The sequence below is a fragment of the Burkholderia sp. BCC1972 genome, assembly GCF_905339605.1.
In the GTDB taxonomy this organism is placed as follows: domain Bacteria; phylum Pseudomonadota; class Gammaproteobacteria; order Burkholderiales; family Burkholderiaceae; genus Burkholderia.
This window is the reverse complement of sequence record NZ_CAJPGH010000002.1, coordinates 285,376-305,736: the sequence shown is the minus strand read 5'-3', so window position 1 is coordinate 305,736 and position 20,361 is coordinate 285,376. Positions and strand designations below refer to the sequence as shown.

Genomic DNA, 20,361 nt, shown 5'->3' with positions numbered 1-20,361 from the left:
GGGAACAATGTTTCCGGGCGGGCAACCGGCCGGATTCCGCGCCGCCCGTGCGGCGCGGGCGATGCGACGTCAGTGCGCCGCCGCTGCCGCCGCCGGCGCGCGGCAGGCGATCAGGCCCCGCTGAACGGCCGGCCGCGCGGCGATGTCGGCAAGCCAGCGCTCGACGTGCGGGAAGCCGGCGACGTCGATATCGAGCTCGGCTGCCGAGCGCAGCCACGGGAACGCCGCGATGTCGGCGATCGAATACCGCGGCGATGCGAGGTACGCCGATTCGGACAATCGGCCGTTCACGACCCCGTAGAGGCGCGTGGCCTCCTTCCGGTAGCGGTCGATCGCTTCCGCATTGGCCGTCTTCGATGCACGCAGGAACCACCAGAGCTGGCCGAGCATCGGCCCGATCCCGCCGATCTGGAAGTGCAGCCACTGCTGGACCGCCGTGCGCTCGGCGAGCGTGTCCGGATGCAGGCAACCCGTCTTCGCGGCGAGATAGCTGAGGATCGCGCCGGATTCGAACACGGCCAGCCCGGTATCGTGGTCGACGATGGCCGGGATCTTGCCGTTCGGGTTGATCGCGAGGAACGCCGGGCTGCGCTGCTCGCCGGCGGACAGGTTCACGTGCACGAGGTCGTGCGCGATCGCGGCCTCTTCCAGGTAGATCGCGATCTTGTGCCCGTTCGGCGTGTCTGCCGTATAGAACGTGAGAGAGTGATTCGAGGTCATGTCGGTCCTTGTCGTCGGATTATCGCTGCAACTGCAATCGTTGCAATTGCAATCCTATGCCGAAACCGATGGCGCCGGCGACATGCCAGTACTCGAAGGAGGGGCATACGGCTGCGCGACCCGGTCCGCCCGTGCGGACGCCCGACACCCGCCGCGCCGCCACGGCCTGCCTCGAACGGCTGACGACGCGGCGGCTCGCGCCGCCGGGCGCGCGACGTCTGCGCTCGACGCGCCGTGTGCCGGATACCGTTACTTCACGTCGGCTGCCGCGTCGCGCGCGGCAGCGGTCGCACGGTCAAGCGCGGCGACCATCGCCGCCCGGTCCTTGCTGGTGAACTGGTCGAGAAATAGCTCCGCGACCGTCGTTTGATACACCTTCCACATCTTTTTGCGCAGCATCCGCCCCTTGTCGGTAATGCTTGCGTATGCGGCACGGCCGTCGTCCGCCGAACGGGTGCGCGCGACGAGCCCCTCGTGTTCGAGCCGGTCGACGAGCCGCGTGAGGTTGTAGCGCTCGATCACGAGCACGTCGGCCAGTTCGTGCATGCGGCGCGTGCCTTCGGGCCCGCTTTCAAGCCCCCACAACGCGTCGTACCACGCGTATGCAGGCAGGCCGGCATCCGCGAGACGGCGCTCGATCTCGCGAATCATCGTCCGGTGCGCGCGGACGAACGAAAACCACAGATCGGGTTCAGGTGCGCTCATGTCAGGTCATTCCTCTCATTTAATTGCAGTTGCAATTAAATCTTACCGCGATGCAACCGCCCGCGACACGATTGCATCGCGACGCGGCAGGCACGCCCCCTCCAGCCTGCCGCGCGGCGCCGCCCGCGCTACGGCTGCGACCGCGACTGCGCGAGCGGCGCCTGTACGCCCTGCTCCGCGCCCGACGGCCAGCCGCCCGCGAGCGCCTTGTACAGCGCGACCGTCGACGCCGCGCTGCGCATGCGTCCGTCGGCCGCCGCGTCCTGCGCCTGCAGCAGCGTCCGTTGCGCGTCGAGCACTTCGTAGTAGTCGATCGCACCGGCCGAGAAGCGTGTCTGCGCGAGCTGCGCGGCGCGCGCGCTGTCGTCCGCCGCGCGCACGAGGTGCGTGGTCTCGTCACGCGTACGCGCGACACGCAGCAGCGCGTTCTCGGTTTCCTCCAGTGCGCCGAGCACGGTCTGCCGGTACTGCGCGAGCTGGCCGGCCGCTTCCGCGTCGCTCGCGGCGATCCGCGCACGCACGCGGCCGACATCGAGGAACGACCAGTCGATGCCGAGCGCGATCAGGTTCGTGTCGCTGCCCGCGCGGAAGAACCCGTAGCTGCTCGTCGCGCTGCCGAGCAGCCCCGACAGCGTGAAGCGCGGGAACAGATCGGCCGTCGCGACGCCGACGCGCGCGGTCGCCGCGTGCAGCCTGGCCTCCGCCGCCGCGACATCGGGGCGCCGGCGCAGCAGGTCGCCCGGCGTGCCGGGATCGATGTCGGCAGCCAGCGCCGGCAGCGGGATGGGCTTGCCCGGCGGCATGCCGGTTGTCGGCGGATCGAAGCGGCCGATCAACGCATCGGGCGTCTGCCCCGTCAGCACCGCGAGTCGATGCTCGTCGACGCCGATCGCGGCTTCGTATACGGCAATCCGCGACGTCGTCGATTCGTACTGCGCACGTGCACGCGCCGCATCGAGTTCGGACCCTCGCCCCGCACCGACGCGCGCATTGATCAGCGCAAGCGTCTGCTTCTGGTTGTCGGCGTTCTCGCGGGCGATCCGCAGCCGCTCCTGCGAGCCGCGCAGGTCGACGTACGTGCTCGCCACTTCGCCGGCGATCGCGACGCGTACCGCGCGCACGTCGGCCGCACTCGCCGCGGTTTCGGCGCGCTGCGACTCGATCGAACGACGCACGCGGCCGAACAGGTCGAGTTCCCACGCGGCATTGATCCCGACGCTCGACGTCGGTGCATCGCGCTCGCTGCGCGGCGCGCCGAACGCCTGGTCCTTGCTCATCAGCTGGTGGCCGATCCGGCCGCTTGCGGTGAGCGTCGGATAGCGATCGAAGGTTGCCTGCGACAGCAGCGCATTCGATGCATCGTAGCGCGACACCGCGACCTGCAGATCCTTGTTGGCCGCGAGCGCCGCATCGATCAACTGCGTCAGCACCGGATCGCCGAAGCCGCGCCAGAACGTCGCATCGGCGGCGGCCGATGCATCGGGCGGCGTAGCGGACGGCGACGCGTCGTGCTGCGTCGCCGGATGCCCGTCACGCGCGAACCGTGCGGCCGTGGCCGTATCGGGCCGCTTGAAATCGGGGCCCACCGCGCACGCGGCAAGCGTCACCGACATCGCGAGCGCGGAAAGACGAAAAGCGGCGCTCATCGGTTTTCTCCTTCGAGGGTGCCGTGCTGTTCGCTCCAGACGGCCGGCGTGCCGCCCGCGAGCTTGCGGATCGCCACATAGAACACGGGCGTCAGGAACAGCCCGAACAGCGTGACGCCGAGCATCCCCGCGAACACGGTGACGCCGGTGGCCGCACGCACCTCGCTGCCCGCGCCGCTGCCGATCAGCAGCGGCACCGAGCCCGCGATGAACGCGACCGACGTCATCACGATCGGGCGCAGCCGCAGCTTGCATGCCTCGAGCGCCGCCTCGATCACGCCCTTGCCCTGGATTTCGAGTTCGCGCGCGAATTCGACGATCAGGATCGCGTTCTTGCACGCAAGCCCCATCAGCACGACGAGGCCGACCTGCACGAACACGTTGTTGTCGCCGCCGGACAGCCATACGCCGAACAACGCCGCGCACATGCACACCGGCACGATCAGGATCACCGCAAGCGGCAGCGTCCAGCTTTCATACAACGACGCGAGCACGAGGAACACGAGCATCACGGCCAGCGGGAACACGACGATCGCCGCATTGCTCTGCGTGACCTGCTGGTAGCTGAGATCGGTCCATTCGAGCGTGATGCCGGGCGGCAGCACGTCCTTCGCGATCTGCTGGAGCTTCGCGATCGCCTGCGACGACGACATCACCTTCGGATCGGCATCGCCGATCAGGTCGGCGGCCGGATAGCCGTTGTAGCGAACGACCGGATCGGGCCCGTACGCCGGCCCCACCGTCACCATCGAGCCGATCGGCACCATCTCGCCCTTGGCATTGCGCGTGCGCAGGTTCGCGATGTCGGCGGCCGTCTGCCGATGGCCGGCATCGGCCTGCGCCATCACGCGATACACGCGGCCAAAGAGGTTGAAGTCGTTCACGTACATCGAGCCGAGATACACCTGCAGCGTATTGAACAGGTCGGTCAACGCGACGCCCTGCGCCTTCGCCTTCAGCCGGTCGACCTTCACCTCGAGCTGCGGGATGTTCGCCTGGTACGAGCTGACGGGATAGCTCATCCCCGGCGTCTTCGCGACCGCGGCCTGGAACGCCGACAGCGCCTTCTGCAACTCTCCGTAGCCGAGGCCGCCGCGATCCTCGAGGTACAGCGAATAGCCCGAACCGTTGCCGAGGCCCTGGATCGGCGGCGGCATCAGCGCGTAGGTGATGCCGCCGCCGATCGCCGCGAAGCGCGCGTTCAGGTCCGCGTTGATCTGCGCGGCGCTGCGGTGACGCTGGTCGAACGGCTTCAGGATCACGTACGAGTTCGTGATGTTCGGCGTGTTCACGCCCTGCAGCGCATTCAGCCCCGCGAACGCCGGCACCATCTCGACGCCGTCGGTGCCGAGCGCGATCTTCGTCATCTGCTCGGTCACCGCGCTGGTACGCGCGAGCGACGCGCCTTCCGGCAGCTTTGCGCCCGCGAACAGGTACAGCTTGTCCTGAACCGGGATGAAGCCGCCCGGCACCGCGTTGAACAGCAGCGCGGTCGCAGCGAGCAGCGCCGCATAGACCGCGAACACCACACCGCGCCGCTTCAGCGTACGGCCGACGACGCCGTGATAGCGGTCGGAGCTGCGCTCGAAGAAACGGTTGAACGGATGGAACAGCCAGCCGAATGCGCGATCGAGCGCGCGCGTCAGTGCATCCTTCGGCGCGCCGTGCGGGCGCAGCAGCTTCGCGGCGAGTGCGGGCGACAGCGTCAGCGAGTTGATCGCGGAGATCACCGTCGAAATCGCGATCGTCACCGCGAACTGCCTGTAGAACTGGCCCGTGACGCCCGACATGAACGCCATCGGCACGAACACCGCGCACAGCACGAGCGCGATCGCGACGATCGGCCCCGACACCTCGCGCATCGCCTGGTGCGCGGCATCGCGCGGGCTCAAGCCCTGCGCGATGTTGCGCTCGACGTTCTCGACGACGACGATCGCATCGTCGACGACGATCCCGATCGCGAGCACGAGCCCGAACAGCGTCAGCGTATTGATCGAATAGCCGAGCAGGTAGAGCCACGCGAACGTGCCGACCACCGACACGGGCACCGCGACGAGCGGAATGATCGACGCGCGCCAGGTCTGCAGGAACAGGATCACGACGAGCACGACCAGCACGACGGCCTCGATCAGCGTGTGCTGCACCGCGCGGATCGATTCGCGCACGAACACCGTCGGGTCCCACACCGGGCGATACGCAACGCCGGGCGGGAACCGCTTCGACAGCTCGTCGAGCTTCGCGTACACCGACTTCGCGACGTCGAGCGCGTTCGCGCCGGGCGACAGGAAGATGCCGACCACGGCCGAATGCTTGTCGTTGAAGTACGAGCGCAGCGTGTAGTCGCCGGCGCCGAGCTCGATGCGCGCGACGTCGGACAGCTTCACGACCTGGCCGTCGTCGCCGTTGCGCAGCACGATGTCGCTGAACTCCTGCACCGTGCGCAGGCGGCCGCGCACGTTGATCGACACGAGAAAGTCGTTTTTCTTCGGCGACGGTTCCGCGCCGAGCTGGCCGGCCGACACCTGCACGTTCTGCTCGCGCACGGCCGCGATCACGTCGCTCGCGGTGAGCCCACGCGACGCGAGCCGGTTCGGGTCGAGCCACAGCCGCATCGCGTAGTCGCCCGAACCATACACGCCGACGTCGCCGATGCCGGTGAGCCGCGACAGCTCGTCCTTCACGTGCAGCGTCAGGTAGTTGCGCAGGTACAGCGAATCGCGGCTGTTGTCCGGCGAGTAGAGGCTCACGTACATCAGCGGCGTCGGCGACTGCTTCTGCGTGGTCACGCCGTACTGCCGCACCTCGTCGGGCAGGCGCGAGAGCGCCTGGCTCACGCGGTTCTGCACGCGCACGGCAGCCGTGTCGGGGTCGACGCCCTGCAGGAACGTGACGACGACCTGCAGGCTGCCGTCCGATCCGGCGACCGACTTCATGTACATGATGCCTTCGACACCGTTGATCGCCTCTTCCAGCGGTTCGGCAACCGATTCGGCGATTTCCTTCGGGTTCGCGCCCGGATACGTCGCACGCACGACGACGCTCGGCGGCACGACTTCCGGGTATTCGCCGGCCGGCAGCATCGGAATCGAGATCAGGCCGATCGCGAAGATGACGATCGATAGCACGACCGCGAAGATCGGCCGGTCGATGAAGAATCGGGAGAAATCCATTGCGTCTCTCCCGTCACTGCGCGGCAGGCGCGCCGGCATCGGCCACGGCCTGCGTGTCGTTGCCGCCACCTGCATCGGCGCGCGCGGGCAGCGCCTTCGGCTTCACCTGCGCGCCCGGATAGTAGATCCGCTGCACGCCGTCGACGACCACGCGATCGCCCGCCTGCAGCCCCTTCTCGACGATCCGCTCGCCTTGCATCTCGCGGCCGATCGTCACGTCGCGGCGCAGCGCCTTGTCGCCGGGGCCGATCACGTACACGTACTTGCGGTCCTGGTCGGTCAGCACGGCCTTGTCGTCGACGAGCAGCGCGTCCTGGTCGCGGCCGCTGACGAGCTGCACGCGCGCATACAGCCCCGGCGTAAACGCATGGTCCGCATTCTGCAGCCGCACGCGCGCCCGGATCGTGCCGGTTTGCGGGTCGAGCCGGTTGTCGAGGAAATCGACGGTGCCCGCGTGCGGGAAGCCCGTCTCGTTCGCGAGGCCCACGCGCACCGGATCGGCGCCGATCGCGCGATGCTTCGGATCGGCACGGCGCGCGTTGTAGCGCAGGTAGCTCTGCTCGTCGCAGTCGAAGTACACGTAGACGGGGTCCTGAGAGACGACGGTCGTCAGCAGCGTGTCGTCCGCGCGCGCGAGGTTGCCGACGGTCGCGACCGCGCGGCCGACACGGCCCGCGATCGGCGCGCGCACTTCGGTGAAGCCGAGATTGAGCTTCGCGTCCGCGACGGCCGCGTCGGCTGCCTGCAGATCCGCGCGGGCCTGCTCGGCGGTGGCACGCGCGTTGTCGAGTTCTTCCTGCGACGTCGCATGCGCATCGATCAGCGTCTGCATGCGCTTGAGCTGCACCTGAGCGAGGCTCGCGGCCGCACGGGCCCGCTGCTGCTGCGCGTTGGCACGGTCGAGCGCGATCCGGTACGGACGCGGGTCGATCTCGAACAGCAGCGCGCCCTGCGCGACGAGGTCGCCTTCCTTGTAGGCCACGCGCTGCAGATAGCCGCTCACGCGCGGCCGCAACTCCACCGCGTCGACCGCTTCGACGCGCCCGTTGAATTCATCCGCGAGGCGAACCGTGCGCGGCGCGACGGCGGCGACGCCGACTTCGGGAAGGGGCTGGGCCGACGCTGCGCCTTTGCCTTCGTGACAGCCGGACAACGCCAGCAACAGTGCGCAGGCGGCGCCCAAAGGCGACGTCCTGCGTAGGGATAAGGAGAGCATGGTGCCTCGCGACGGGTTAAACTGCCGCGTAGCATAAAAGTTGAAGTTAACTTCAAGTCAAGCTTTCCCCCGGAGAACGTCATGGGTACCCCGGAAGAATCGAAATGGCCGCTGATGTCGATCCGCGAAGTGGCCGCGCGCAGCGGCGTGCCGGCGTCGACGCTGCGGTTCTACGAGACGCGCGGGCTCATCAAGTCGCACCGGAACGGCTCGAGCCATCGCCACTATTCGCGTGCGGTGCTGCGGCTGATCGCATTCATCGTGTTCGCGCAGAAGATCGGCTATTCGCTCGACGAAATCGCCGAGCAGCTCGTCAGCCTCCCCGAGGACACCGCGCCGAGCAACAAGGACTGGCAGCGGCTGTCGCGCGGCTGGAAGCAGCGCGTCGCGAGCCGGATCGAGGAGCTGCAGCGGCTCTACATCAACCTCGACGAATGCATCGGCTGCGGCTGCCTGTCGCTGAAGCGCTGCAAGCTGACCAATCCGGAAGACCGCGCGGGCCGCAACGGGCCCGGCGCGCGGCGCTGGCTCGGCGACAAGCCGCCGACGGATCCGGAGTGACGGGCTAACCCGCGCCCGCCGCTGGCGCGGTGCGCATCACCCGACGCGCCAGCCGCATGGCATTACGTTGTGCGAACTGAATGACGCGGGCAGCCTGCTTGCGTACGAGCCGGCGATCGCTTGCCGCACGCGCGTCACCGCTCGTCGATGCGCCGTGCGGAACCGCGCGAAACGCGGCGACCGAACTGGCGCCGGTTGCCGCGACGCGACCGCGCGCGTTGCGCGCGCGGCGGCGCTCAGTCGGCGATCACGGTAAACACGACCGCGAGCACGGCCTGCCGGAATGCCTCCGGCCGCGTGGGCAGCGACGTGTACTCCAGCATCATGTGGCTGTACGACACCGTGGTGCCGATCGCGCTCGCGATCATGAAGAACAGCAGGTTCGGATCGACCGGGCGGATCGCACCGGCCTCGACCGCCTCCGTCAGCAGCGGCAACATCGCATCGTGATAGGGGCGCACGATCCGCTCCTGCAGCCGGTCGAGCCGTGCGCCCTCCTCGGTCGCCGCGGTCGAGAAGAACATGCCGATATCCGGCTCCGCGAACTCGTGATCGACGCATAGCTCGAACGCGCGCCGCACGCGGTCGCGATGCGGCAGCGACGACAGGTGCAGCTTGCGCAGCGCGTCGAACATCGGCTCGGCTAGCTCGACGATCTGCTCGACGACAGCCAGCCACAGCGTTTCCTTCGTGCCGAAATGATGGGCGATCAGCGCCGCGTCGATGCCCAGCTCGCGCGCGACTTCGCGCACGCTCGTCGCGTCGTAGCCACGCTTCGCGAAGGTGCGGCGCGCGGCCCGCAATATCACGTCCGGACCGACGGACGCATCCGCCAGCGGCCGCCCGCGCGTACGTCGCTTCGACGGCTCGCGCTCAGTGACTTCAGCCACGTTTTCCTGCTCCCCTTTGAATGGTTCGAATGCCCGTGTCCGGGCCCCGGTTTCATTTCCCCGGAATGGGATGGCTCGCCCTGCTCCGTTGACACGCGGAGCCGGGAAGCGCTAGGATCATACCTTATTCATCACGTGATGATTTATCCATGACAACCCCTACGCGCATCGTCATCGTCGGCGGCGGGATCGCCGGATTGCAGCTCGCCACCCGCCTGGGTGAGCGTCTCGGCCGATCCGGTCGCGCCCAGGTCACCGTCGTCGACCGCAGTCCGACCCACATCTGGAAGCCGATGCTGCACACGATCGCGGCCGGCACGCGCGACGTCCAGCAGCAGCAGGTGATCTTCCTCGCCCATGCCCGCGACCACGGCTACACATACCAACCCGGCGAACTGAAGGGGCTCGATCGCGCGCGCCGCCGCGTGCAACTCGGCGAGATCCGCTCGCAGGACGGCGAGGTGGTAATCGAGGCGCGTGAGCTCGAATACGACGTGCTGATCCTCGCGCTCGGCAGCCAGGCCAACGACTTCGGCGTGCCGGGCGTGCGCGAGCACTGCTACTTCATCGACAGCCAGCAGCAGGCCGAGACCTTCAACGAAGCGTTGCGGATGCGCGTGTTCCGCAGCATCGCGCGCGACGAGCCGTTCCGCGTCGCGATCGTCGGCGCGGGCGCGACGGGCGTGGAACTCGCGGCGGAGCTCAGCCGCCTGCTGGAAGTCGCGCAGGCCTACGGCGACGAGACGGTGCGCGAGCGGTTGCAGCTCACGCTGCTCGAAAGCGGCCCGCGCATCCTGAATGCGTTTCCGCCGCGGATTTCCGCGTCGGCGCAGCGGCGCCTTGAACAGATCGGCTTTCACGTGCTGACGTCGACGCGCGTCACGTCGGCCGACGCCAACGGTTTCCATTACGGCGACGGTTCGTTTGCCGAAGCGGACCTGATGGTCTGGGCCGCCGGCGTGAAGGCGCCCGATTTCATGCGGGCGCTCGGCGGACTCGACACGAACCGCGCGAACCAGGTCGTCGTCGGGCCCACGCTGCAGGCAACGGGCGACGCGCACGTGTTCGCGATCGGCGATTGCGCGAGCCTGCAGCTCGACGGCCAGGAACGGCCGCTGCCGCCCACCGCGCAGGTCGCGACGCAGCAGGCCGAGCATCTCGCGAAGCACCTGCCCGCGTGGCTCGACGGCACGCCGATTCCGCCGTTCGCGTTCCACGATTTCGGCGCGCTCGTGTCGATCAGCGACTACGACGCATTCGGCACGCTCGGGCAGTTCGGGTTCTTTCGCGGCGGCTTCATCCAGGGGCGTTTCGCGCAGTTCAGCCACCTGATGCTCTACCGGCGGCACCAGCAGGCGCTGCACGGCTTCTCCAAGGCGACCCTGCTGTGGATCGCCGAACGGATCAACGGCTGGGTGCAGCCGCGCATCCGCCTGTCGTGATGCCGCGCTTGGCGGTGTCGCGTAACGTTTAGAGGAAAACTGACATGAACAACCGTTTAGCGCCCTGGCTCGTGACCGTCGCAGCAATCAGCAGCTTCGACATGCCGTCCGTCTCGTGGGGCGTGCCGCGTCGGCGCAGCATCACGCGCGACCGGCTGCCGTCGTGGGACGCGACGAGCAAGCCGTCGATCAGCGTGCTCGAGCGGCCCACGGCCGACACCGTGATGATTTCATGGCGCGACGCGTGCACGGGGCACTACGGTTATCAGAAGTGGCGGCTGTTCACCACGCGCAAGCGCGGTGTGTGCGCGCTGTCGGGGCGGCCGATCGAGATCGGCGACAGCGTCTACGCGCCACAATTGCTCGGCTCGGCACCGGGCAACGCCGCCGCGATGGTGCTGGCCGCGTGCATCGACGCGGCCCGCCCCGCCGAAGCGGCCTGAAAGCCCGTGATTCGACCCGGGAATCCGCTTCAGGCCGTAGTGACGCGATCCGTGTCGCGAACCGCCTCGTTCATGCGTGCTTCGGCTTCCGCATCCAGCCGCGCCGCATTCGCTTCGGCTTCCGCTTCCGGCATCAGCGCGCCTTCCCACTTCGCCACCACCGCGCTGGCGATCGAGTTGCCCACCGCGTTCGTGGCCGAGCGGCCCATGTCGAGGAACGTGTCGACACCGAGAATCAGCAGCAGCCCGGCTTCCGGGATGTTGAACTGGTGCAGCGTCGCCGCGATCACGACGAGCGACGCGCGCGGCACGCCGGCCATCCCCTTCGACGTCAGCATCAGGATCAGCAGCATCGTGACCTGCGTGCCGAGCGACAGGTGGATGTTGTAGGCCTGCGCGATGAACAGCGACGCGAACGTGCAGTACATCATCGAACCGTCGAGGTTGAACGAATAACCCATCGGCATCACGAAGCTCGAGATCTTGCGCCGCACGCCGAAACGGTCGAGCGCGTCGAGAATCTTCGGGTACGCGGCTTCCGAGCTCGCGGTCGCGAACGACAGCATGAACGCTTCCTTGATCAGCACGAGCAGCCTGAACACGCGGCGGCCGAGGAACAGCAGCCCGGCAGCGACGAGCGTGGCCCACAGCAGCACGAGGCTCACGTAGAAATCGCCCATGAATACCGCGAACTTCAGCAGGATCGACAGCCCGTTGATCGCGACGGTCGACGCCATCGCGGCCATCACCGCGAGCGGCGCGAGCTTCATCACGTAGCCGGTGATCTTCAGCATCACGTGCGCGAGCTGGTCGATCGCGGCGACGAGGATCTTGCCGCGCTCGCCGAGCGCCGACAGCGCGACGCCGAAGAACATCGAGAACACGACGATCTGCAGGATCTCGTTGTTCGCCATCGCCTCCGCGAACGACTTCGGCACCATGTGGCCGACGAAATCCTTCAGCGTGAACTTGGACGTCGCCAGATGCGCGGACGCGCCGATGTCCGGCAGCGGCAGGCCGAGGTTCTCGCCCGGTCGCAGCAGGTTCGCCATCAGCAGGCCGAGCAGCAGCGAGACCAGCGACGCGGTGACGAACCAGCCGAGCGCCTTCACGAACACGCGCCCGACCGACGACGCGTCGCCCATGTGTGCAATGCCGACGACGAGCGTCGAGAACACCAGCGGGCCGATCACCATCTTGATCAGCCGCAGGAACACGTCGGACACGAGCGAGATGTAGCCGGCGATTTCGGCGGCCGATTGCTTGTCCGGAAACTGCGTGTAGATCAGGTAGCCGATGAGGATGCCGGCCGCCATCGCGAGCAGGATCCAGCCTGCCGCAGACATTCGTTTGTTCATGACGGAATTCACCGCACGGTGAAAGAGTTGACGGATGAAAGACGCGCGCCCCGCGCCGTGCCACGACGCGCGCGCGGCGCGCCGGTCAGGCTTGCGGATGTCCGCGAACGGACGCGCTGCCGCGGCTACGGCATTCGCGCAGACGCGAACGCCGGCGGCAGCGGTTCGGCATGAAGCGATCAGGTCAGTAGCCGATCGCGGAGCCGGCCGGACGGCGCGGATCGTTGACGCCGTAGACGTAGCCGACGCGCACGTTGCCGGACACCGACGAATCGTTGCCGGAACTCTGGCGGCTCGCCGCTTCGGTGCCGGGCAGGCCGACCATGATCAGCTCGGCCGCGCCCCAGGGCGTCTGCTCGACCATCTTGTAGCCCATGTTGCGCAGGATCGCGAGCGTGTCGGGCGACAGGCCGCGCGTCTCGTAGTAGACCGTGTCGGGCAGCCACTGATGGTGGACGCGCGGCGCATCGACCGCATCCTGCGGCGTCATCCCGTAGTCGATCACGTTCAGCACGGTCTGCAGCGTGATCGTGATGATGCGCGACCCGCCCGGCGAGCCGACCACCATGAACACCTTGCCGTCCTTCTTCACGATGGTCGGCGCCATCGACGACAGCGGACGCTTGCCCGGTGCGATCGAGTTGCGCGTGCCCTGCACGAGGCCGAACAGGTTCTGCGCACCGACCTTCACCGTGAAGTCGTCCATCTCGTCGTTCAGGAAGAAGCCCGTGCCCGGCGCGATCACCACGGCGCCGAAGCGGCCGTTGACCGTATAGGTCGTCGACACCGCATTGCCATCGCGGTCGATGATCGAATAGTGCGTCGTTTCCGGCTTCTCGTGCACGCCGACGCCCGGCTGCACGTCGACCGACGCGGTCGCCATGTCGCCGCTGATCTGCTTGCGAAGCTCGGCCGCATATTGCTTGCTCGTCAGCTTCGCGACCGGATTGTCGATGAAGTTCGGATCGCCCAGCAGCGTGTTGCGGTCCTCGTACGCGTGCCGCATCGCCTCGGTCATGTAGTGCACCACCGCGGCCGACTGGTAGCCGAGCTTGCGCAGGTCGTACCCCTCGAGGATGTTCAGCGTCTCGCACATCGTCACGCCGCCCGAACTCGGCGGCGGCGCCGACACGAACTCGTAACCGCGATACGTGCACGTCAGCGGCGCCATGTCCTGCGCGCGGTAGGACGCGAAGTCGGCGGCCGTGATCACGCCGCCGCCGCGCTTGGCCGCGGCCTCGACGATCTTCGGGATCTCGCCGTGATAGAACGCGTCGGGCCCCTGCTCCGCGATGCGCTCGAGCGTGCGGGCCAGGTCCTTCTGCACCAGGCGGTCGCCCGGTTGCAGCGGCGTACCGTCCGGGCGCAGGAAGATGCGCGCGGCTTCCGGGTCCTTCTTGAAGCGGTCGACCGTTGTGTCGAGGATGTCCGTGTCGCCGCGCGTCAGCACGAAGCCGTCGCGCGCCAGCCGGATCGCCGGCGCCATCACCTGCTTGCGCGTCAGCTTGCCGTACTTGCGCTGCGCGAGATCGAGGCCCGCCACCGTGCCCGGCACGCCGACCGCGCGATAGCCGTACAGGCTTTCGTCCGGAATGACGTTCCCTGCCGCATCGAGATACATGTTCGCGGACGCCGCGGCCGGCGCGGTCTCGCGGAAGTTGATGAAGCGGTCGCGGCCGTCGGCCAGGTGGACGGTCATGAAACCGCCGCCCCCAATGTTGCCGCAGCAGGAGTTGGTCACGGCCTGCGCATAGCCGACCGCCACCGCGGCGTCCACCGCGTTGCCGCCTTCCTTCAGGATGTCGACGCCGATTTGCGACGCAAAGTGCTGCGACGACACGACCATGCCGTTCTTCGCTTCGACCGCGGGGGTCGACGCAGCGAACGCGCTCACGCTCAGGGCCGACAACAGGGTGAGTACTACGAGCCGCCTCATGACGGAATCCTCCAGACAAATAAACCGGACCGGGCCGGGCTGCGCCACCGTGCATTCGTGTGCCGACGCAGCGCATCCGGACATGTAATAAACAATACATTCCCGCGAGGCCGCGATCATAACACTCGTCTTTTTACGTCAAAAACTAGGGTTATCACTCAATTTTGAGCGATGATCCGCTGAGACGACGATCGATATATGTTTGTTTTATTACATTTATGCGCGAAGCAGGCGGCAGAGCGATGCGTCCCTCTAATACCGGGACGTACTCGGCCCGCCGTACGTCAATCGGCTAACATGCGTGGAGTCGTCGGCAGATTGCGGTCTGCCGTTTGTCATACAGATAAGAGAGCTGGAGTGCCCGATGGGGACGAGCATCAGGGCGTTGCTGTTATCCCAGATGGATAGCTTCACGCCGTCGGAACAAAAGGTTGCACAGGCGTTGCTGGATCGCTATCCCAGTCTCGGGCTGGGCCCGATCGCACAGTTTGCGAAGCAGGCGGAAGTCAGCGACCCGACCGTATTCCGCTTCGTCGTCCGGATCGGTTTTCCGAATTACTCGTCGTTCCAGCAGGCGCTGCACGACGAGATCGACACTGCGATGAATTCACCGCTCGCGCGGATGGACGCGTTCCATTCGGAAACGGGCACGCGCGACAGTCATTCGGCGATCTTCCAGCGGCTGTCCGAATCGCTCGCGACCACGATCGAAGGGCTCGACGCGGCCGCGTTCGACGCAGCCGTGGCGGTGCTGGCCGATCCGGATGTTCGCGTGTTTTGCGGCGGCGGGCGCTATACGGCGCCGCTCGCGTCGCTGTTCTCGTTCATGCTCGCCTATACGCGGCCGCAGGTGCAGTACGTCGAGCCGAACGTGAATCTCGCGTCGGTCGCGCTGGCCGACATGGGGCGTGACGACGTGCTCGTGATCTTCGACCTTCGCCGCTACCAGAAGGACAGCATCCGCTTCGCGCGGGCCGCGCACCGGCTCGGCGCGCGGATCCTGCTGATCACCGACGAATGGCGCTCCCCGATCAGCGAGTTCGCGGAGATCGTGCTGCGGATCCAGGGGCGCCCGTTCGCGATGCTGCAGACCAACGTACCGGCGCTGGCGCTCGCCGAAGCGCTGGTGATCGGCGTGACGAACCAGTTGCCGGAGCTGGCGCGGCAGCGGATGGAGAAGATCGAGCGGCTCAATGCGGACGGAACCGAGTGGGATATGAGCCGGCGCGATCTGCCCGAATGACGATCGCTCGCCATCCGGGCGCAGGCGTCAGCTCTCGACATCCTCCAGACTGAACACTTCCGTCTTGTCGTTGTACGAGAAGACCTCCCCGTACCGCCCCCAGTCGATCACCGCATCGAGCGTTTCCTCGGCCGCTTCGTCGGACAGGAAATCCTCCAGCTCCTGTTCGAAGCGCACGCGCGGCGCACGATGGCCCGGACGCTCGTTCAGCACCTTCCTGATCCGGGCGGCCAGCGGCACGTGCTTCAGCAGATGGTCGGCGAACATCAGCTTGCGCTCCTGCGTGCCGAATTCCGCGAACACGCGGGCGGGCGGCGTCAGGAACACGTCGCCTTCGCGCACGTCCGCGAAGCCGAGGTACTGCAGCACTTCCGCGATCGGAAACAGTTCGTCGACTTCCAGATGCAGCGTGCGCGCGATTTCCGGCATGTCCGCGCGGCCGTGGTACGGCGCCATCGCAAGCGTCTCGATCAGGCCGGCCATCAGGTTGGTCGACACGCGCGGCATCCAGCTGCCGAGTTCGAGCCCCTTCTTCGTCGCCTCGCCGGTCTGGCGTGCGGTCATCTTCGCGTAGATGTCGTCGACGAGCTTGCGGAAATCGGTGTCGAGCCGGTTGCGCGGATGCTTGAACGGCACCTTGATCTCGGCGATCACGCGGCCCGGGTTCGACGACAGCACGAGGATCCGGTCGCACATGAACACCGCTTCCTCGATGTTGTGCGTGACGATCAGTACCGACTTGATCGGCATGCGGCCCTGCGTCCACAGGTCGAGCAGATCGGTACGCAGCGTCTCGGCCGTCAGCACGTCGAGTGCGGAGAACGGCTCGTCCATCAGCAGGATCGTCGGGTCGACGACGAGCGCGCGCGCAAAGCCCACGCGCTGGCGCATGCCGCCCGACAGTTCGCGCGGGTACGCGTTCTCGAAACCGTCGAGGCCGATCAGGTCGATCGCCGCGAGCGCGCGCTCGCGCCGCTCGCGCGCGCCGACGCCGAGCGCTTCGAGACCGGCTTCCACGTTTTGCAGCACGGTGAGCCACGGGAACAGCGCGAAGGTCTGGAACACCATCGCGACACCTTCGGCCGGGCCGCTCAGCGGCTTGCCGAGGTAGGTCACTTCGCCGCCGGTCGGCTCGATCAGGCCGGCGATGATGCGCAGCAGCGTCGACTTGCCCGAGCCGGAACGGCCGAGCAGCCCGACGATCTCGCCTTCGCGCAGCGACAGGTTCGCATCGTCGAGCACGAGCAGTTCGCCCTGCGACTTGTTGAAGCCGCGGTTCACGTGCTCGACGCGCAGGATTTCCTCGCCGAGACGCGGCGGCTGCAGCGGCTGGGACGTCTTGGCGGGAGCGTTGATAACAGTCGAATTTTGTTGCATCGCGCTTACTCTCAATCGAGACGGAGCCGGGATTCCGCGTAGGCATACATCGGACGCCACAGCAGACGGTTGAACAGGGTGACGAACAGGGACATCACGGCGATGCCCAGGATGATCTTCGGGAAATCGCCGGCGGCCGTGGTCTGCGCGATGTACGAGCCAAGGCCGTGCGCGACGACCTTCGTGTCGCCCCACTGCACGAACTCGGACACGATGCTCGCGTTCCACGCGCCGCCCGACGCGGTGATCGCACCGGTCACGTAGTACGGGAAGATGCCGGGCAGGATCGCCTGCCGCCACCACTGCCAGCCGCGGATGCGGAAATTCTTCGTCGCTTCCTTGTAGTCGTTCGGATAGGACATCGCGCCCGCGATCACGTTGAACAGGATGTACCACTGCGTGCCGAGCACGATCAGCGGCGACAGCCAAATGTCCGCGTTCAGGTGGAAGTGGACGATCACGATCACGAACACCGGGAACAGCAGGTTCGCCGGGAACGCGGCGAGGAACTGCGCGAGCGGCTGGATCTTCTCGGCCAGCGCCGGGCGCAGCCCGATCAGCACGCCGAGCGGCACCCAGATCACCGACGCGATCGCGATCAGGATCAGCACGCGCAGCAGCGTGATGAGCCCGAGCACGAGCACGTGGCCGACCTCGGCCATCGTCACGCCGGTCGACACGAAGCTGACGACACGCCACACGACGTACACCGTCAGCAGGATCACGAACGCCCCCCACACGATGTCGCCGATGCGCGACGAACGGCGCGCCGACGCACCGCGCGAGCGCGTGCCGTGCAGCGACGGCAGGCGCAACGGAATCCGCGCGGCCTGCGACAGCAGCCAGCCGGCCGGCACGAGCAGCTGATGGATCAGGTGCGTGCGGCGCATCATGTCGAGCAGCCAGGACTGCGGCGCATCGCCCGACGCGGTGTTCTCCATCCGGAACTTGTCGGCCCATGCGACGAGCGGGCGGAACAGGAACTGGTCATAGGCCAGGATCACGACCGACATCGCGACGATCACCCAGCCGACGGCACCGAGGTTCTTGTCCGAGATCGCCTGCGCGAGATACGCGCCGATGCCCGGCAGCGTGATGGTCTGGTTGCCGACGGTGATCGCCTCGGACGCGACGACGAAGAACCAGCCGCCCGACATCGACATCATCATGTTCCAGATCAGGCCCGGCATCGAGAACGGCACCTCGAGCTTCCAGAAGCGCTGCCACGGCGTCAGGTGGAAGCCGCGCGACACTTCGCTCAGGTCGCGCGGCACCGTGCGCAGCGACTGGTAGAAGCTGAACGTCATGTTCCATGCCTGGCTCGTGAAGATCGCGAAGATCGCCGCGAGCTCGGCGCCGAGCACGCGGCCCGGAAACAGCGCGAGGAAGAACGTGACGGTGAACGAGATATAGCCGAGCACCGGCACCGACTGCAGGATGTCGAGGATCGGGATCAGGACCATGCCCGCGCGGCGGCTCTTGGCCGCGAGCGTGCCGTAGACGAGCGTGAACGCGAGCGACGCGACCATCGCGGCCAGCATCCGCAGCGTGGTGCGCAACGCGTATTCGGGCAGGTTCGACGGATCGAGCGAGATCTTCTGCGTCTGCAGCACGCCGATCGGCGCCATCGTCTGGTGGAAGCCGACGATCGCCATCGCGAGTATGCCGATGATCAGCGGAAACGCGACCACGTCCCAGCGGTTGGGCAGCACGCGCCACGCGGACGCGTTGGCGGTGCGATTCGGATCGAAGAAACTGATATCCATCGGTAGCGTCTTGTGTTGAATTGAAAATCGATGGGTCCGGCCGCGTGCCGCGCGGCCGGGCGTCGCGCCCCCGGCGCGAATCAGAACAGCCCGTGCAGCGCCCAGTACAGGACGGCCGACAGCGCGATCGACGCGGGCAGCGTCAGCACCCACGCGAGCACGAGGTTGCGCACGGTATCCCAGCGCAGGCCCGCGCCGCTCGCCGTCATCGTGCCAGCCACGCCCGACGCGAGCACGTGCGTCGTCGATACCGGCAGCCCGTACGCGTCGGCCATCCCGATCGTCAGCATCGCGACGGCTTCGGCCGACGCGCCCTGCCCGTAGGTGAGATGCGACTTGCCGATCTTCTCGCCGACCGTCACGACGATCCGCTTCCAGCCGACCATCGTGCCGAGGCCGAGCGCAATCGCGACCGCGACCTTCACCCACGTCGGGATGAATTTCGTCGCGCGGTCCATCTGCTTCTTGAACGCTTCGAGCGCGCTCGCATCCTCGATCGGGAACGCCGGCGCCTTCGCCTTCTCCATCAGGCGGATCGCCTCGGACGCGACATACATGTTGTTGCGCACGTTGTCGACGAGGTTCTGCGGCACGCTCGAAATGCCGCCTGCTTGCGCGACCTGGTCGGCGATCGTGTCGGTAAGCTTGCCCAGCGCCGGAATCGTCGCGGGCGTCAGCTTGTGCGTGCGCACGTAGGCTTCGACATCGGCACGCGGGTTGGCGGACTGCACGGCCGGGTCCGCGTACTTGACGAGCGTCGTCGATGCGTGGCGCGCGACCGCGACGAACGTGCTGGTCTGGTCCGGCGTCACGGCCTTGTTCAGCGCGTAGGCGGTCGGCATCACGCCGATCAGGATCAGCATGATCAGGCCCATGCCCTTCTGCCCGTCGTTCGAGCCGTGCGCGAACGACACGCCCGTGCAGGTCAGGATCAGCAGCAGGCGAATCCAGAACGGCGGTGGCTTGTTGCCCTTCGGCTCCTGGTACAGCGCCGGCACGCGCACGAGCGCCTTCAGCAACAGCAATACGAGCGCGGACAGCACGAAGCCGATCAGCGGCGAGAACAGCAGCGCCTTGCCGACGCCGAGCGCCTGGTTCCAGTCGACGCCGCTCGTGCCCGACGGGCCGCTGACGATCTGGTTCATCAGGCCGACGCCGATGATCGAGCCGACGAGCGTGTGCGAGCTCGACGACGGCAGGCCGAAATACCAGGTCGCGAGGTTCCACGTGACGGCCGCGATCAGCAGCGCGAACACCATCGCGAAGCCCGAGCCGCTGCCGACCTGCAGGATCAATTCGACCGGCAGCAACTGCAGGATGCCGAACGCGACCGCACCGCTCGACACGAGCACGCCGAACAGGTTCCAGAGGCCCGACCAGACGACCGCGAGGTGCGGGTCGAGCGAATGCGTATAGATGACGGTCGCGACCGCGTTCGCGGTGTCGTGAAAGCCGTTCACGAACTCGAAGCCGAGCGCGATCAGCAGCGCGACGATCAGCAGCAGGAACGGGAGGGCCGAGCTTTCCTTGACGGGACTGAGATCGGCGCTGAGATGAACACCGACATAGACGATGCCGCAGGCAATGATCAGGAAAAACAGCGCAAGGCTGATGGTGCGCGTGCGATGGCTGACCGCACCGCTGGTTTCCGTTGCCGCGAGATTCGGCATGAAGGGGCTCCGGAGAGGTGACTCGGAGTGGCAGGCTATCGATCGGTCGTGACGCAAATGTGACGTGTCACTTACAGGACATTGACAGGTCATCCTCGAGGCATCGCACGTCGCCCGCCAAGCCGAAAACACGGGTGTTCGACCTTGTCACGCGCGGGAATAAATCCGCCGCTTCGCCGGTATGGCATGCGAAGGCGCCGGCTTATTCCAGGACGATC

The 20,361-nt window shown here is 67.0% G+C and carries 15 protein-coding genes; 4 read left to right on the top strand and 11 right to left on the bottom strand.

Features of this window, described 5'->3' with window-relative positions:
* Positions 1-69: 69 nt before the first annotated feature.
* The 5 genes from U5798_RS04855 to U5798_RS04835 all read right to left on the bottom strand — a co-directional run bounded on the left by U5798_RS04855 (position 70) and on the right by U5798_RS04835 (position 7,457).
* Entirely contained in the window at positions 70-720 is a 651-nt protein-coding gene (locus tag U5798_RS04855) for a glutathione S-transferase family protein (protein ID WP_124449880.1), read from the bottom strand.
* Between the two features lie 249 nt (positions 721-969).
* The gene (locus tag U5798_RS04850; protein ID WP_124449876.1) at positions 970-1,425 is read right to left on the bottom strand and encodes a MarR family winged helix-turn-helix transcriptional regulator; all 456 of its coding nucleotides are present in this window, start codon (positions 1,423-1,425) and stop codon (positions 970-972) included.
* Between the two features lie 128 nt (positions 1,426-1,553).
* The gene (locus U5798_RS04845) at positions 1,554-3,071 is read right to left on the bottom strand and encodes an efflux transporter outer membrane subunit (protein WP_322081379.1); all 1,518 of its coding nucleotides are present in this window, start codon (positions 3,069-3,071) and stop codon (positions 1,554-1,556) included.
* Positions 3,068-6,241, bottom strand: coding sequence for a multidrug efflux RND transporter permease subunit (locus U5798_RS04840; RefSeq protein WP_322081378.1), 3,174 nt, complete (start codon positions 6,239-6,241; stop codon positions 3,068-3,070). Before U5798_RS04840 ends, U5798_RS04845 begins: the two co-directional genes overlap by 4 nt.
* A gap of 13 nt (positions 6,242-6,254) precedes the next feature.
* Positions 6,255-7,457, bottom strand: coding sequence for an efflux RND transporter periplasmic adaptor subunit (locus tag U5798_RS04835; protein ID WP_322081377.1), 1,203 nt, complete (start codon positions 7,455-7,457; stop codon positions 6,255-6,257).
* Positions 7,458-7,538: 81 nt separating this feature from the next.
* Between U5798_RS04835 and soxR the strand changes: the two genes are divergently transcribed.
* Positions 7,539-8,018, top strand: a complete 480-nt coding sequence (soxR, locus tag U5798_RS04830) for a redox-sensitive transcriptional activator SoxR (protein ID WP_124449867.1) — start codon at positions 7,539-7,541, stop codon at positions 8,016-8,018.
* A gap of 236 nt (positions 8,019-8,254) precedes the next feature.
* Here the strand turns inward: soxR and U5798_RS04825 are convergent, their stop codons facing one another.
* On the bottom strand, positions 8,255-8,908 hold the full coding sequence (locus U5798_RS04825; RefSeq protein WP_322081376.1) for a TetR/AcrR family transcriptional regulator: 654 nt from the start codon (positions 8,906-8,908) through the stop codon (positions 8,255-8,257).
* A 149-nt stretch (positions 8,909-9,057) separates the two neighbouring features.
* Here U5798_RS04825 and U5798_RS04820 point away from each other — a divergent pair, with 149 nt between their 5' ends.
* On the top strand, positions 9,058-10,350 hold the full coding sequence (locus tag U5798_RS04820) for an NAD(P)/FAD-dependent oxidoreductase (protein ID WP_322081375.1): 1,293 nt from the start codon (positions 9,058-9,060) through the stop codon (positions 10,348-10,350).
* A gap of 44 nt (positions 10,351-10,394) precedes the next feature.
* Positions 10,395-10,793, top strand: coding sequence for a DUF3331 domain-containing protein (locus U5798_RS04815; protein ID WP_124449861.1), 399 nt, complete (start codon positions 10,395-10,397; stop codon positions 10,791-10,793).
* A 29-nt stretch (positions 10,794-10,822) separates the two neighbouring features.
* Here U5798_RS04815 and U5798_RS04810 read toward each other — a convergent pair whose 3' ends face one another.
* Entirely contained in the window at positions 10,823-12,151 is a 1,329-nt protein-coding gene (locus U5798_RS04810; protein ID WP_322081374.1) for a dicarboxylate/amino acid:cation symporter, read from the bottom strand.
* A 184-nt stretch (positions 12,152-12,335) separates the two neighbouring features.
* Positions 12,336-14,087 (bottom strand): gamma-glutamyltransferase, encoded by a 1,752-nt coding sequence (ggt, locus tag U5798_RS04805; RefSeq protein WP_124449857.1) that lies wholly within the window; start codon positions 14,085-14,087, stop codon positions 12,336-12,338.
* A 364-nt stretch (positions 14,088-14,451) separates the two neighbouring features.
* On the opposite strand from ggt, the gene U5798_RS04800 reads away from it, so the two are divergent.
* A complete protein-coding gene (locus U5798_RS04800; protein ID WP_124449855.1) occupies positions 14,452-15,330 on the top strand; it encodes a MurR/RpiR family transcriptional regulator in 879 nt (292 codons plus the stop codon).
* 27 nt (positions 15,331-15,357) lie between these two features.
* Here the strand turns inward: U5798_RS04800 and U5798_RS04795 are convergent, their stop codons facing one another.
* The 3 genes from U5798_RS04795 to U5798_RS04785 form a co-directional block, all read right to left on the bottom strand.
* Positions 15,358-16,707, bottom strand: a complete 1,350-nt coding sequence (locus U5798_RS04795; RefSeq protein WP_124449853.1) for an AAA-associated domain-containing protein — start codon at positions 16,705-16,707, stop codon at positions 15,358-15,360.
* 11 nt (positions 16,708-16,718) lie between these two features.
* Positions 16,719-18,473, bottom strand: coding sequence for an ABC transporter permease subunit (locus U5798_RS04790; protein ID WP_322081373.1), 1,755 nt, complete (start codon positions 18,471-18,473; stop codon positions 16,719-16,721).
* An 80-nt stretch (positions 18,474-18,553) separates the two neighbouring features.
* Positions 18,554-20,143, bottom strand: a complete 1,590-nt coding sequence (locus tag U5798_RS04785; protein WP_322081372.1) for an inorganic phosphate transporter — start codon at positions 20,141-20,143, stop codon at positions 18,554-18,556.
* Positions 20,144-20,361: the final 218 nt, after the last annotated feature.

What these genes read in the sequence shown, in the direction of transcription:
- U5798_RS04850 (WP_124449876.1), bottom strand. Translation starts at nt 1,425, where the DNA reads ATGAGCGCACCTGAACCCGATCTGTGGTTTTCGTTCGTCCGCGCGCAC.
- U5798_RS04790 (WP_322081373.1), bottom strand. Translation starts at nt 18,473, where the DNA reads ATGGATATCAGTTTCTTCGATCCGAATCGCACCGCCAACGCGTCCGCG.
- soxR (WP_124449867.1), top strand. Translation starts at nt 7,539, where the DNA reads ATGGGTACCCCGGAAGAATCGAAATGGCCGCTGATGTCGATCCGCGAA.
- U5798_RS04815 (WP_124449861.1), top strand. Translation starts at nt 10,395, where the DNA reads ATGAACAACCGTTTAGCGCCCTGGCTCGTGACCGTCGCAGCAATCAGC.
- U5798_RS04785 (WP_322081372.1), bottom strand. Translation starts at nt 20,143, where the DNA reads ATGCCGAATCTCGCGGCAACGGAAACCAGCGGTGCGGTCAGCCATCGC.
- U5798_RS04820 (WP_322081375.1), top strand. Translation starts at nt 9,058, where the DNA reads ATGACAACCCCTACGCGCATCGTCATCGTCGGCGGCGGGATCGCCGGA.
- U5798_RS04800 (WP_124449855.1), top strand. Translation starts at nt 14,452, where the DNA reads ATGGGGACGAGCATCAGGGCGTTGCTGTTATCCCAGATGGATAGCTTC.
- U5798_RS04840 (WP_322081378.1), bottom strand. Translation starts at nt 6,241, where the DNA reads ATGGATTTCTCCCGATTCTTCATCGACCGGCCGATCTTCGCGGTCGTG.
- U5798_RS04810 (WP_322081374.1), bottom strand. Translation starts at nt 12,151, where the DNA reads ATGAACAAACGAATGTCTGCGGCAGGCTGGATCCTGCTCGCGATGGCG.
- U5798_RS04835 (WP_322081377.1), bottom strand. Translation starts at nt 7,457, where the DNA reads ATGCTCTCCTTATCCCTACGCAGGACGTCGCCTTTGGGCGCCGCCTGC.
- U5798_RS04795 (WP_124449853.1), bottom strand. Translation starts at nt 16,707, where the DNA reads ATGCAACAAAATTCGACTGTTATCAACGCTCCCGCCAAGACGTCCCAG.
- U5798_RS04845 (WP_322081379.1), bottom strand. Translation starts at nt 3,071, where the DNA reads ATGAGCGCCGCTTTTCGTCTTTCCGCGCTCGCGATGTCGGTGACGCTT.
- U5798_RS04855 (WP_124449880.1), bottom strand. Translation starts at nt 720, where the DNA reads ATGACCTCGAATCACTCTCTCACGTTCTATACGGCAGACACGCCGAAC.
- ggt (WP_124449857.1), bottom strand. Translation starts at nt 14,087, where the DNA reads ATGAGGCGGCTCGTAGTACTCACCCTGTTGTCGGCCCTGAGCGTGAGC.